The 12513-nt window shown below is 60.8% G+C and carries 10 protein-coding genes; 5 read left to right on the top strand and 5 right to left on the bottom strand.

All coding sequences use genetic code 11. The annotated features are described in order from the left end of the window. Nucleotides 1-11: 11 nt before the first annotated feature. From ACK8OE_RS10605 to tpiA, 3 genes are all read right to left on the bottom strand, one after another. Nucleotides 12-1646, bottom strand: coding sequence for a CTP synthase (locus tag ACK8OE_RS10605; protein ID WP_410272682.1), 1635 nt, complete (start codon nucleotides 1644-1646; stop codon nucleotides 12-14). A 143-nt stretch (nucleotides 1647-1789) separates the two neighbouring features. After that, nucleotides 1790-2332 carry a preprotein translocase subunit SecG gene (gene secG, locus ACK8OE_RS10600; protein ID WP_410272509.1) on the bottom strand — a complete coding sequence of 181 codons (543 nt, stop codon included), beginning with the start codon at nucleotides 2330-2332 and terminating at the stop codon, nucleotides 1790-1792. Between the two features lie 149 nt (nucleotides 2333-2481). Then, nucleotides 2482-3234 carry a triose-phosphate isomerase gene (tpiA, locus tag ACK8OE_RS10595; protein ID WP_410272508.1) on the bottom strand — a complete coding sequence of 251 codons (753 nt, stop codon included), beginning with the start codon at nucleotides 3232-3234 and terminating at the stop codon, nucleotides 2482-2484. 164 nt (nucleotides 3235-3398) lie between these two features. Here tpiA and ACK8OE_RS10590 point away from each other — a divergent pair, with 164 nt between their 5' ends. Continuing rightward, nucleotides 3399-5360 (top strand): peptidyl-prolyl cis-trans isomerase, encoded by a 1962-nt coding sequence (locus ACK8OE_RS10590; protein ID WP_410272507.1) that lies wholly within the window; start codon nucleotides 3399-3401, stop codon nucleotides 5358-5360. After that, the gene (trpE, locus tag ACK8OE_RS10585; protein ID WP_410272506.1) at nucleotides 5357-6880 is read left to right on the top strand and encodes an anthranilate synthase component I; all 1524 of its coding nucleotides are present in this window, start codon (nucleotides 5357-5359) and stop codon (nucleotides 6878-6880) included. The genes ACK8OE_RS10590 and trpE overlap by 4 nt, the downstream gene beginning before the upstream one ends. Before the next feature lies 1 nt (nucleotide 6881). Here trpE and ACK8OE_RS10580 read toward each other — a convergent pair whose 3' ends face one another. Together ACK8OE_RS10580 and ybaL are read right to left on the bottom strand one after the other, a co-directional pair. Continuing rightward, entirely contained in the window at nucleotides 6882-7157 is a 276-nt protein-coding gene (locus ACK8OE_RS10580) for a hypothetical protein (protein ID WP_410272505.1), read from the bottom strand. A gap of 69 nt (nucleotides 7158-7226) precedes the next feature. Further along, nucleotides 7227-8936 carry a YbaL family putative K(+) efflux transporter gene (gene ybaL / locus ACK8OE_RS10575; protein WP_410272504.1) on the bottom strand — a complete coding sequence of 570 codons (1710 nt, stop codon included), beginning with the start codon at nucleotides 8934-8936 and terminating at the stop codon, nucleotides 7227-7229. A 326-nt stretch (nucleotides 8937-9262) separates the two neighbouring features. Here ybaL and ACK8OE_RS10570 point away from each other — a divergent pair, with 326 nt between their 5' ends. The 3 genes from ACK8OE_RS10570 to ACK8OE_RS10560 are packed head-to-tail and all read left to right on the top strand — an operon-like array spanning nucleotide 9263 to nucleotide 12211. Beyond that, entirely contained in the window at nucleotides 9263-10618 is a 1356-nt protein-coding gene (locus ACK8OE_RS10570) for an MFS transporter (protein ID WP_410272503.1), read from the top strand. 16 nt (nucleotides 10619-10634) lie between these two features. Further along, nucleotides 10635-11387, top strand: a complete 753-nt coding sequence (gene mazG / locus ACK8OE_RS10565; protein WP_410272681.1) for a nucleoside triphosphate pyrophosphohydrolase — start codon at nucleotides 10635-10637, stop codon at nucleotides 11385-11387. Continuing rightward, complete coding sequence (locus ACK8OE_RS10560) at nucleotides 11384-12211, top strand: TolB family protein (RefSeq protein WP_410272502.1); 828 nt, start codon at nucleotides 11384-11386, stop codon at nucleotides 12209-12211. Before mazG ends, ACK8OE_RS10560 begins: the two co-directional genes overlap by 4 nt. Nucleotides 12212-12513: the final 302 nt, after the last annotated feature.

Below are 12513 nucleotides of genomic sequence, written 5' to 3'. Positions count from 1 at the left end.
TATCCTGAAAATTAAACCAGACGGCTGCGGTCGAGCGCCGCAGTGATGAAGCTTTTGAACAGCGGGTGCGGCTGCATGGGGCGGGACTTGTATTCCGGGTGGTACTGCACGCCGATAAACCACGGATGGTCGTCGCGTTCGACGATTTCCGGCAGCAGGCCGTCCGGCGACATACCGCTGAATTTCAGGCCACAGGCCTCAAGCTGCGGGATGTAGTCACGGTTGACTTCGTAACGGTGGCGGTGGCGCTCGGAAATCTGCGTCGTGCCGTAGATGTCGGCGACTTTTGAGCCTTGGCGCAAGCTCGCCGCAAAAGCCCCCAGACGCATGGTGCCGCCCAGATTGCCGCCCGCCGCGCGCTGATTCAGTTCATTACCGTTGAGCCATTCGGTCATCAGGCCCACAACGTGTTCGCCACCGTCGCCAAACTCCGAAGAAGTGGCCTTGGCGATGCCCGCCTGATGGCGCGCGGCCTCGACAACGGCCATCTGCATCCCGAAACAGATGCCGAGGTAGGGGATCTGGTTTTCGCGCGCGAACTTGGCGGCCATGATCTTGCCCTCGGCCCCGCGCTCACCGAAGCCGCCAGGCACCAGAATGGCGTGCACGTTTTCCAGCTTCTGACGCACGGTTTCGGGATCGTCCTCGAAGGTTTCGGACTCGACCCACTCGATATTGACCTTGACGCGGTTGGCCATGCCGCCGTGATAAACAGCTTCGATCAGCGACTTATAGGCGTCTTTTAACACCGTATATTTGCCAACAATGGCAATCGAAACCTCGCCGTCCGGCTTGGCGTAGCGGTGGGTGATGTCTTCCCACATCGACAGATCGGGTTGCGGCGCGTCTTCGATGCCGAAGACGCTCAGCACCTCGTTGTCGAAGCCTTCGCGGTGATAGTCGATCGGCACGGCGTAGATATTGGCCGAATCGAGGGCCTGAATGACCGCTGTTTCGCGCACATTACAGAACAGACCGATCTTGCGTCGCTCCTCGCGCGGGATTTCATACTCGCTGCGGCACAGAAGGATGTCCGGCTGAATACCGATCGAGCGCAGTTCCTTGACCGAATGCTGGGTCGGCTTGGTCTTCATCTCGCCCGCCGTCTTGACGAAGGGCAGCAGGGTCAGATGGATGAAGCAGCACTGACGGCGCGGCAGCTCCTGCCCCAGCTGGCGGATAGCTTCAAAGAAAGGAAGGCCTTCGATATCGCCGACCGTGCCGCCGATTTCCACCAGAATGAAGTCGGCATCCCCCTGATCCGACAGGACAAAGCTCTTGATCTGGTCGGTGACGTGCGGAATGACCTGCACAGTGGCCCCCAGATAGTCGCCACGCCGCTCTTTTTCGATGATGTTGGAATAGATGCGCCCGGTGGTGATGTTGTCGGTTTTGCGCGCATTGACCGCCGTGAAGCGCTCATAGTGGCCGAGATCGAGATCGGTTTCCGCGCCGTCGTCGGTGACGAAGACCTCCCCGTGCTGATAGGGGCTCATCGTGCCGGGATCGACGTTCAGATAGGGGTCGAGCTTGCGCAGGCGAACCTTGTAGCCGCGCGCCTGAAGCAGGGCCCCCAGCGCCGCCGAAGCCAGCCCCTTGCCGAGCGAGGACACCACGCCCCCCGTAATAAATACAAAGCGCGCCATATCCGTGTTCACCGTGGGCATGTCGGAAAACCTTTATCCGGGAACCGCTGCGGGCGATTCCACTTACCTTCATATATATTCAAAAAGATCGGCTCACAAAGCGATCTGTGAGCCGGTCCTGAGTTCAGATTTTAGAGCGGTCGTCAGTTCGAGGCCGAAGACGAAGCCGCCGATGACGAGGAGGTCGCGGCCGGCTTGGCAGGCTGAGCCGCCGGTTTCGCCGCCGGGCGGGCCGCACTCGACGACGAAGCCGAAGAGGCGGGCGCGCCCAAGGTGCTGAGCGACGGCGCGGCGCTGGTCGGCGACGGCAGGTCGGTCAGGGAGGGCGCGGCCGAAGACGACGTGGCATCTGCCGATTGTTGAGCATTTTGCGCGGCCGCCGCGGCAGCCGCCGAAGCCTGAGCTTCGTTCAGCTTGACGTTATCGGCGCCGACCTGATCGACCACGGAAGTGCCGCGACGGTCGAGGTTCGACACTACGGTCAGGGCTATACAGTTGGCGAAGAACAGAATCGCCAGAATCGAAGTGGCCTTGGTCAGGAAGTTGCCGGCACCGCGTGCCGACATAAAGCCCGACGGACCGCCGCCCATGCCCAGCGCCCCGCCTTCGGACCGCTGAACGAGAATCAGTCCCACCAGAGCGATGCCGATGAGGATTTGGATCGAGAGCAGGATAACGAACAGCATGAAGTTCCGGGGTCTTTTGGGCGAATGTCTGGGCTAAGGGCGGGGCTGCGCCCCTTTGGGTCGCGCGCCTTGTCCAAAGCGTAAGCGCACGCCCTTAGCACTAAGACTGGGCATTGGCCATAGCTGTTTCAAGGATTTGCGGTGGAATTTCAGTCCGCGGCGGCGATGATGCGGTTGAAATCCTCAGCCTTGAGCGACGCGCCGCCGACCAGCAGGCCATCCACCCCGTCCAGAGACAACAGGTGGCGGGCATTGTCCGGCTTGACCGAGCCGCCATAAAGCGTGTGCGGCACGACCTGATTGTGGAATCGCTGCGCCAGATGTTTCTGGATCAGCAGCATGGCGTCAATCACCTGATCGTCGGTGGGCACGTGGCCGGTGCCGATGGCCCAGACGGGCTCATAGGCCACATGGAAGGTTTGCCCTTCGAGCGCCAGAGGCAGGCTGTCGCGCAATTGCTTGCTGAGGACAGCGTGAGTCAAGCCCTCCTGACGCTGATCGAGCGTTTCACCGATGCAGATGATCGGCTCCAGCCCGGCCCGCAGCGCGGCCAGAGTCTTGGCCGCGACGCTTTCGCAGGCCTCCTTGTGGCCGTGACGGCGTTCGGAATGGCCCAGTATGACCATGTCGGCGCCAGCGCTTTTCAGCATTTCGGCCGACAGGTCACCGGTAAAGGCGCCTTGCGCGTCCTTATGGCAGTCCTGACCGCCCAGACGCATGGGGCTGGGTTCAGGGCGGGCGTTCAATGCCTCACTCAGGGCAAAGAGAAGGGTTGAGGGCGGGAAGATGGCGACCGAAGCCCGGCTGTTGCGTGCGGCGGTATCCATGGCCAGGGCTTCCGGAATGGCGTCCCTGAGGCCATGCATCTTCCAGTTGCCCGCGATAAGCGGATGTTTTGGCATTATAAAATCAGTGGCATGTTATATTTTGTTGATAATGTTATCTGTAACGAAGCCGACCCGTTACGCCAAGAAAAAACCGGCAAACAATTGGATTCCGTTTGTAACAGCCTTGATCCCGTCACGGTTGGTCAATTATATGTCTGCGCGCCGTCCGCCCCGGAGCGGTGGCACTTCATCTTTTCAAGGTCGCCCCGTTCATGATCTCCAGCTTCCGTCAGTTTACCAAGTCGCTCACTTTCAAGATTTTGATGGCGGCGTTGATCCTGAGTTTCGCCGTCTTCGGTATGTCCGACCTGTTCTCGCAGCCGTCTTCGCGCAATGTGGTTGATGCCGGTGATCGCCAGACGACGACGGATGATTATCGTCGTCAGTTCGATCAGTGGAAGACCGGAGCTGAGCAGCAGAGCGGCCAGACCCTGACCTATGAAGACGCCGTGAAGCAGGGTCTGCATGTGCGCATCATGGAAGAGCTGGCCGATATGGATTCGGTGTCGGCCTGGCTGGTCAAGGTCGGTCTGCGCCCGTCGGCCAAGGTAGTCACCGATCAGATCGCCAAATACCCGATCTTTTTCGATTCGATCACCGGCAAATTTGACAAGGCCAAGTACCAGCAGGAGCTGGCCACGCAGATGAAGATGAGCGAGACCAAGTTCGAGCAGATCATCAGCGACGACATCGCCAACCGTCAGTTTATCGAAGCTTCGGTGGCCGGGCTTAAGCCGCCGCGCATCTATGCGGCCCTGCAAAGCGCCTTCGCCAGCGAGACGCGCGACACCACGCTCCTGGTTGTCACCCCGGACAATATCGAAAAGCCGGGCATGCCGACCGATGCCGAACTGCTGAAATTCTATGATGACAACAAGGAACGCCTGCGCCGTCCGGAACTGCGTCAGTTTACCGTTGTCTCCTTCGCCCCCGGCGACTTTGCCTCGAAGGTGACGGTCGATGAGGCCGAACTGAAAAAACTCTATGAGTTCCGCCGTGATACCCTTTCCAACCCGGAAACCCGCACCTTCGTGCAGGTGACCGTGCCGGATCAGAAGGCCGCCGAAGCCGTGGCTCAGGCCCTGCGTTCGGGCACCGACGCCCAGACCGCCGCCAAGGCCAACAAAGGCACGGTGATCACCTATGACGCCAAGCCGAAGACCGCCGTAGCCGACGCCAAGGTGGCCGACGCGGCCTTTGCCCTGAAACAGGGTGAGGTGTCGGGTCCGGTTCAGGGCAGCCTCGGTCTGGCGGTCGTCAAGGTGTCGGGCGTCACCGCCGCCTCGGTGACCGGTTTCGATACGGTGCGCAACCAGCTTGAAGCGGAATACAAGGCCGACAAGGCCAAGGATCTGGCCTACAAGGCGTCCGAAGTCTTTGAAAAGGAACGTTCGGCCGGTGCTGACTTTATGACCGCCGCGCAAAAGGCCGGTGTACGCGTGATCAACCTGCCGCCGATGACCGCCGAGGGTCAGATGGGCAACGGCCAGCCGTTCCAGTACGCCCCCATCCTGAAAGCCGCCTTCGATCAGCCCAAGGGCGGCGAAACCGACGTCACCGAACTGGGCAATGGTGAGTATTTCGCTCTGCGCGTCAACGAAGTGCTGCCGTCAGAAGTCCCGGCGCTCGACAAGATCAAGCCGCAGATGATTCAGGCCTGGCAGCAGAAGACCGCCGGCGATCGCGTCGCCGCCAAGGGCGAAGAGGCCGCTGCACGCCTGCGCAAGGGCGAGACGCTCCAGGCCGTTGCCTCTGCGATGGGCCTTAAGGTCGAAACGCGCGCCGGTCTGGCGCGTCAGACGGCCCCGCAACAGGTCGGTCCGGAACTGACCGGCCGCATCTTCTCGGCCAAAAATAATGAAGTCTTCACCGCGCGTCTGAACGAAATGGTCAGCGTCGTGGGTAAGGTCACCGCCATCAACAAGGGCGAAGCCACCGCCGTCAATCAGGCCTCGGCCATGACCGGTCAGGCCGTCGCCTATGGTCTATTCCAGGACCTCAGCTTCACCATGCGCAAGGGCGCGCGTGCCGCGGTCAAGACGAAGACAAACCCCGATGCCGCAATCGCCGCCCTGGGCCTCAATCCGGCCAGCATCAAGGCGGACGACAAGACGGCAGAAGCCGGCAAGGCCGCCAAATGATCAGCGCGGCCTTCGCTTCCGATGCTACCGGCGTCAGCGGCTTTGCGGCCAAATACGACGCCGGACAACCGGTTATCGTCACCCGCCGCCTGACCGACGATCTGGAAACGCCCGTCTCGGCCTATCTCAAACTGGCCAAGAGCCGCGCCTTCTCGTTTCTGTTCGAATCGGTCGAAGGCGGGGCTCTGGCCGGGCGTTATTCGATCCTGACCTTGCGGCCTGACCTCGTCTGGCGCTGTTTCGGCGAGCGGGCGGAAATCGCGCGCGGCGAAGCGGCGATTGCCAAAGGGCTTTATGAGACCGAAAGCGCGCCGACGCTCGAGTCCTTGCGCGCGCTCGTCACCGCGCACCGGTTAGACATCCCGGCTGATCTGCCGCCGATGATTTCGGGCCTGTTCGGCGTGTTCGGCTACGACCTTATCCGGCTTTATGAGCCGCTGGGGCCTGCCAATCCCGATCCATTGTCCCTGCCGGACGCCGTGGTGTGTCGCCCGTCGGTCATCTGCGTCTTCGACAACGTAAAGCACGAAATCCTGCTGGCCACGACCGTATGGCCGGGCGCGGGGGTTAACGCCCAGACGGCCTATAGTGCGGCCCTGTCGCGCCTCGATCAGGTCGAAGAAGACCTGCGCCTGCCCCTGCCGCCCAAACCCGTGGCGCTGGAGCGTGAACAGCCCGCCCTCACCTCGCCCACCTCGGCGGACGACTATGGTGCCATGGTCGAAAAGGCCAAGGACTACATAGCGGCGGGCGATATTTTTCAGGTGGTGCCGTCGCACCGCTTCGAAGCTCCGTTCGACCTTGACCCGTTCGCCTTCTACCGGTCGCTTCGCCGTCAGAACCCCTCGCCCTACCTCTTCTATCTGGACTTCGGTAATTTCCAGTTGGCAGGTTCGTCACCGGAGATTCTGGTGCGGGTGCGCGACGGCAAGCTGACCATCCGCCCGATCGCCGGCACCCGCCCGCGCGGCAAAACACCTGAAGAGGACAAGGCGCTGGAGGCCGAACTTCTGGCCGATCCGAAGGAATTGTCCGAACACCTGATGCTACTTGATCTGGGCCGCAACGATGTCGGCCGTGTGGCCAAACCGGCCAGCGTGCGGGTGACACAGAAATTCTATATCGAACGCTACAGCCACGTCATGCACATCGTCTCGAACGTCGAAGGCGATGCCCCGGCCAATCTCGATCCGGTCGATGCCCTGCTGGCCGCCCTGCCCGCCGGTACGCTGTCGGGCGCGCCCAAGGTGCGGGCCATGGAGATTATCGACGAACTGGAGTCGGTCAAACGCGGCGTCGGCTATGCCGGGGGCGTCGGTTACATCTCCGGCTCCGGGTCACTGGATGTCTGTATCGTGCTGCGCACCGCCCTGTTCAAGGACGAAAAAATCTATGTGCAGGCCGGGGCCGGCGTGGTCGCCGACAGCGTACCCCTGACTGAGTATCAGGAAACTGTGCATAAGGCCTCGGCCCTGATCAAGGCCGCTTCGGAAGCCTGGCGCTATAAGCAGGGGAACTGAGTCACTTAAGGTCTGAAGGGCTGGCCGACAATTGGAAGCCGCCCTCAGTACCGGAACTGACCGCCTTGCTGACGACGGGCGTTGGACGCGGCTTGTCCTGCGACATGACCGGCCCGACCACCATCGACGCCGCCAGCCACAACCCCGACACCGCAAACGCTGCCGAGGCCATCAGCGCCTTGAGGATGGAAGGCGTGCGCTCTACGCGCGTCTCCAGCAGGAGACGCGCCTGTTCCAGCGGCGTCAGATTGTCATTGATGGCGGGCACATGCGGCATAGCCAGAGCCTTCTGAGCTGATTCTTGGCAGGTTTGAACTCTGCGCCCGCTATGGTTAACGAGGTGTAATCATCCCGCTCTAGGACTGAAACGATCCAGCACATGCCGCGTGATATTGCGCGCCAGTTCCTCCTCCCCAAAGAAGACGGTGCCCATCTGTTCCTGTCGCAGGAAGTGCATCTCTTCCTCGCTATGGGTGCGCAGTACGACCTCGATGCCCGCATTGAGGCGACGCACCGCTTCGACCATCTGGTGAATATCGACCAGATCGGGCGTCGCCACCAGCAGCATGGCCGCGTGCTGGATATGGGCCTGCACCAGCACCTCCGGTTCGACGGCATCGCCATAGACGGCGGCCTTGCCGGTCTGGCGCAACGCTTCCACGCGCTCGCGGTTCTGCTCAACCACCACATAGGCGATGCCCTGCGCGTCCAGAGTGGCGGCGATGCGCTTCCCCACGCGGCCATAACCGACCAGCACCACCTGACCTTTGAGATAGCGCGCCTCCGTCGTCTGCGGCAGTTCGGACAGCACGTCCTCGCGCCGCTGGTGTCGCCGTGCCAGCTCCGAGTAGGCCAGCACCCAGCGCGTCAGGGGGGCAATCGCCGCAAACAGGAAGGGATTGAGCGCGATGGACACCAGCGCCCCGGCCAGAAGCAGGTTCATCCCCGCTTGCGGCAAGATGCCAAGAGACACGCCCAACCCACCAAGAATAAACGAAAATTCGCCGATCTGGGCCAGACTGGCCGCCACGGTAAAGGCGGTGTTGAGCGGATAGCGGAAGACCAGCACCAGAGCCGCGGCCGCCAGCCCCTTACCCACAATGATGATTCCAACGACGGCCAGAACCTCCATCGGGTGTTCGATCAGCACCCTGGGGTCGAACAACATACCGACCGACACAAAGAACAGCACCGAAAAGGCGTCACGCAATGGCAGGGATTCTTCGGCGGCGCGGTGGCTGAATTTCGACTCGCGCATCACCATACCGGCGAAGAAAGCCCCCAGCGCAAAGGACACGCTGAATAACTCCGATGCACCCCAGGCGATGGTGATGGCCGCCGCGATAACCGACAGGGTAAACAGTTCGCGCGAACCGGTTTTGGACACCTGCCACAGTATCCACGGAAACACCTTGCGTCCGGCCAGCATCATCAGGGCAATAAAGGCACCGACGCTGAGCAGGGTCTGACCGATGGTAACCCAGAGTGTGCCGGTCGGGGCGCTCCCTGCCGAGCCATTGCTCTCCAAAAGATGCGCCAGCGGCGGCAGCAGGACCAGCACCAGCACCGTCACCAGATCCTCGACAACCAGCCAGCCAACGGCGATGCGGCCGTTCATGCTGTCGATGGCGTTGCGCGCCTCAAGTGCCTTCAGCAGCACGACCGTCGAGGCACACGACAGCGACAAGCCGAAGACGAGCGCCGCCCCCATGCCCCAATCCCAGCCCCAGTGCGCCAGCGCAAAACCCAGACAGGTGGCCAGCGACATCTGCACAATCGCCCCCGGCAGAGCGATCTTGCGCACCGACATCAGGTCGCCCAGCGAGAAATGCAGCCCCACCCCGAACATCAGCAGCATGACGCCGATTTCAGACAACTGCGCCGCAATGTGCGTATCCGCCACAAAACCCGGCGTGGACGGCCCGATCAGGATTCCGGCCAGCAGATAGCCGACCAGCGCCGGCAGTTTGATTTTCTCCGCCAGAAAGCCGAACAGCAACGCCAGACCAAAGCCGGACGCAAGGGTGGTAATCAGGGAAATATTATGGTGATCCATCGGTCGCCTTTAGAGTTTGAGAACAGAAAAGGCCCGCAATCCGGCGGCACAAATGCGCCGTCGCCGAGGAGACATGCTGAATTACGGATTGGTTTAAACGTCAGGGTTCAGGCGAATAATGTCAAGCCTTTAACCCTCATAAAATCTATACTAACAGGAATAGAAGCAATATTGTGCAGAAAACAGCTCTGTGCAAACGTTGGCAGTCGCTCGCCTATCCATTTGCAACCCATAAAATGAACATTGTTCAAATTCAACAGGCGTGTTATGTTGCCGCATACGGCAATCTGGCCGGACTCACAAAAGACGCGCTCACAGGGGTTTTCATGTCATCCAAACACGTTAGCTGGCCGCGATTGCTCGCCTTTTGCGGGCCGTGCATTCCCTTTGCGGCGCTGGGCCTGCCTCTGTCGGTGACCTTGTCCGAATACTACGTCACCTATATCGGCCTCAGCCTGGGCATGGTGGGCGTAGTCTTTATGGCCGTCAAGCTGATCGACATTGCCGTCGATCCCGTCATCGGCTGGGCAATGGACCGCACCCGCACCCGCTTCGGGCGCTTCAAGCTGTGGATGGCCCTGTGCCTGCCGGTGTTGTTCGTCTCCACCGGCTTCATGTTTCTGGCGCCTGTGGGCGCGTCGGCTCTGTATCTGGGGATCTGGCTGCTGGTCATCTATGTCGGCTTCTCGATGGCGGCGCTCAGCCAGTCGAGCTGGGGCAGCGTCCTTACCGACGACTATGACGAACGCACCAAGGTCTTCGCCTTGTGGCAGATCGGCAATATTGTCGGCCTCCTGTGCGTGGCCCTGATCCCCGTGGTGGCGCAGGCCATCGGCCAGACCTATCAGACCGGCGTGCAGTGGATGGGCATTTTCATCATGATCACCCTGCCGCTGACCATCGGTATCGCCCTGTGGATGGTGCCGGAAAAGATGTCCGATGCAGTGACGCATGAGGTACGGCTGGGGGCCTATTTCGACATGATCCGCCGCCCGAACGTCATCCGGGTGTTGCTGGCGGATCTGTTGATGGGGCTGGCACCGGGGATCATGGGGGCGTTGTTCTTCTTCTACTTTATGCAGACCAAGGGACTGACGCGCTTTGAATGCACCATCGCCATGCTGCTCTATTTTGTCGCGGGCCTTGTCGGCGCCCCTTTGTGGAACGGGGCTTCGAAGCGCTTTTCCAAGCACCGCACCCTGATCGCCTCGGCCATTATCTTCGCCGTCGTGTACAGCGGGCTGGCCTTCGTGCCAGCGAACAACTTCCCGGTCATGGCCGTGGCGGTGTTTCTGGCCGGCATCCCCTATGCCGCCTATCTGCTGCTGACGCGCTCGCTGATGGCCGATATTGGCGACGAGGTCTTGCTGGAAACCGGCCACGATCAGAAGGGCACGCTGATGTCGATTCTGTCGGCGACGACCAAGCTCGGTTATGCCTTTTCGGTGCTGACCCTGTCGGCCCTGGCCTTGCTGGGCTTCGATAACAAGGCGGCGCACAACACACCCGAAGCCCTGTTCTGGGTCGAAGCCTTTTTTATCGGCCTGCCGGTCATTTTTCTTTTGCTTGGCGCATGGGCAATGACATCCTATGACCTGACGCCGGAACGCTATGCGTCCATTCAGTCGGCACTGAAAGCAAAAGGTTTGTCCCGTGACCCAGGCTCCCCCCGCCCCCATTAATGCGCTGATCGAGGTGATGAACCGCCTGCGGGCCAAGGACGGCGGCTGTCCATGGGATCTGGCCCAGACCTTTGACACCATCGCCCCCTACACGATTGAGGAGTCCTATGAGGTGGCCGACGCCATTGCGCGCAAGGACATGCGCGACCTCAAGGAGGAACTGGGTGACCTGCTGTTTCAGGTGGTCTTCCACAGCCATCTGGCCAAGGAACAAGGTCTGTTTGATTTCAGCGACGTGGCTCAGGCCATGACAGACAAGCTGATCCGCCGCCACCCGCACGTCTTCGGAGACGCTGGCGACCGCACCGCCGACGAACAGAACACCGCCTGGGAGGTCCAGAAGGCCGCCGAGCGCAAGGCCAAGGCCAAGCACGGCATTCTCGACGACGTGCCCGTGGGCCTGCCCGCCCTTACCCGCGCCGCCAAGCTGACCAAACGCGCGGCCCGCGTCGGTTTCGACTGGCCGTCGCTCAATGAAGTGCTGGACAAGCTGGAGGAAGAGGTCGCCGAGCTGAAGGTCGAACTGGCAGCGGGCGATCACGAAAAGGCCAAAGCTGAGCTGGGCGACATCCTGTTCGTTATCGCCAATCTGGCGCGCAAGATGGACGCTGAGCCTGAAGACGCCCTGCGCGGCACCAATGCCAAGTTTGTGCGCCGTTTTGAGATGATCGAGGCCGAACTGGCTAAGATCGGCAAGACGCCGGAACAGTCCGACCTCGCGGAAATGGACGCCCTGTGGAACAAGGCCAAGCAGGCCGAGCACACATGAGCCCACGCAGTTCCATCGAAATCTACGATCTGCAAAGCCGTCAGAGTCGCGTCGTCTTTCAGGGACCGGAGCTATGGGAATCGCCGCATTTCACGCCGGACGGTACGGCTCTGATCCTCAATAGCGAAGGGCGAATCTACCGCCTGCCCCTCGATAGCAAACCGCAAGTGATAGACACGGGCTTTGCCGTCCGTTGCAATAATGATCACGGCCTGACGCCTGACGGTCAGACCCTGTTGATCACCGATAAGACCGAGTACGACCGCGCGTGCATCTATGCCGTACCTCTGTCCGGTGGCACGCCACGGCGCGTGTCGGCGCACATGTCCTCCTATTATCACGGTATTTCTGCCGATGGGGCGTGGATCACCTATACCGGCATCCATCAGAAGGACGTGTTTGGCATCTATATCAGCCGCAGCGACGGGTCTGACGAACGCGCCCTGATCGTCGGCGACGCCCTTCACGATGGTCCGGACTTTTCCGCTGATGGTGAGTGGATATGGTTCAATTCCAACCGCTCCGGTCAGATGCAACTGTGGCGTATTCGCCGTGACGGCCGCGACCTTCAACGCATGAGCGACAGCCCCTATGCCGACTGGTTCCCGCACCCGTCGCCCGATGGCCGCCATGTCCTGTGGCTGTCCTACGATCCGTCGGTAGGCCGCGACCATCCGCGCGATCAGACGGTGCGATTGCGGCTGATGCCTGCCGAGGGGGGCGAAGCCGAGACGCTTTTTGAACTGTTCGGCGGTCAGGGGACAATGAATGTCCCCAACTGGGCTCCGGATGGATATAGCTTCGCGTTTGTGCGGTATTTTTAGCCTGCCCCCAAGATGACCATATATGCCGCCCGCCGCATCCGTCATGGACTGCGGCAAGTGTTTCGCCGTTTTTGAAAACCACAGATTACACAGATTGCATAGATTATCAGCGTCCTTAGGGAGACGCAGAGCGTGCCCCCAACACCATCGGCGCGAAGCGCCAATCTGTGTAATCTGTGTAATCTGTGGTTCCCTTTAAACCTCTCCCCACCGCAGATCGTCCATAACCATCCGTGGAAAGCCGTTATTTTCAAGGATTCCGCACAACGATTGCCTTTTGCAATTCACAGACATAAATTTCA

Origin of the sequence: Asticcacaulis sp. W401b (assembly GCF_046503825.1) — a bacterium.
Classification (GTDB): Bacteria; Pseudomonadota; Alphaproteobacteria; order Caulobacterales; family Caulobacteraceae; genus Asticcacaulis.
The sequence above is the reverse complement of the archived record's forward strand: the minus strand, read 5'-3'. Positions and strand labels throughout refer to the sequence as shown.

Excerpts from the sequence above, each read along its gene's own strand:
- ACK8OE_RS10605 (WP_410272682.1), bottom strand. The coding sequence starts at position 1,646 with ATGGCGCGCTTTGTATTTATTACGGGGGGCGTGGTGTCCTCGCTCGGC.
- secG (WP_410272509.1), bottom strand. The coding sequence starts at position 2,332 with ATGCTGTTCGTTATCCTGCTCTCGATCCAAATCCTCATCGGCATCGCT.
- tpiA (WP_410272508.1), bottom strand. The coding sequence starts at position 3,234 with ATGCCAAAACATCCGCTTATCGCGGGCAACTGGAAGATGCATGGCCTC.
- trpE (WP_410272506.1), top strand. The coding sequence starts at position 5,357 with ATGATCAGCGCGGCCTTCGCTTCCGATGCTACCGGCGTCAGCGGCTTT.
- ACK8OE_RS10580 (WP_410272505.1), bottom strand. The coding sequence starts at position 7,157 with ATGCCGCATGTGCCCGCCATCAATGACAATCTGACGCCGCTGGAACAG.
- ybaL (WP_410272504.1), bottom strand. The coding sequence starts at position 8,936 with ATGGATCACCATAATATTTCCCTGATTACCACCCTTGCGTCCGGCTTT.
- ACK8OE_RS10570 (WP_410272503.1), top strand. The coding sequence starts at position 9,263 with ATGTCATCCAAACACGTTAGCTGGCCGCGATTGCTCGCCTTTTGCGGG.
- mazG (WP_410272681.1), top strand. The coding sequence starts at position 10,635 with ATGAACCGCCTGCGGGCCAAGGACGGCGGCTGTCCATGGGATCTGGCC.
- ACK8OE_RS10560 (WP_410272502.1), top strand. The coding sequence starts at position 11,384 with ATGAGCCCACGCAGTTCCATCGAAATCTACGATCTGCAAAGCCGTCAG.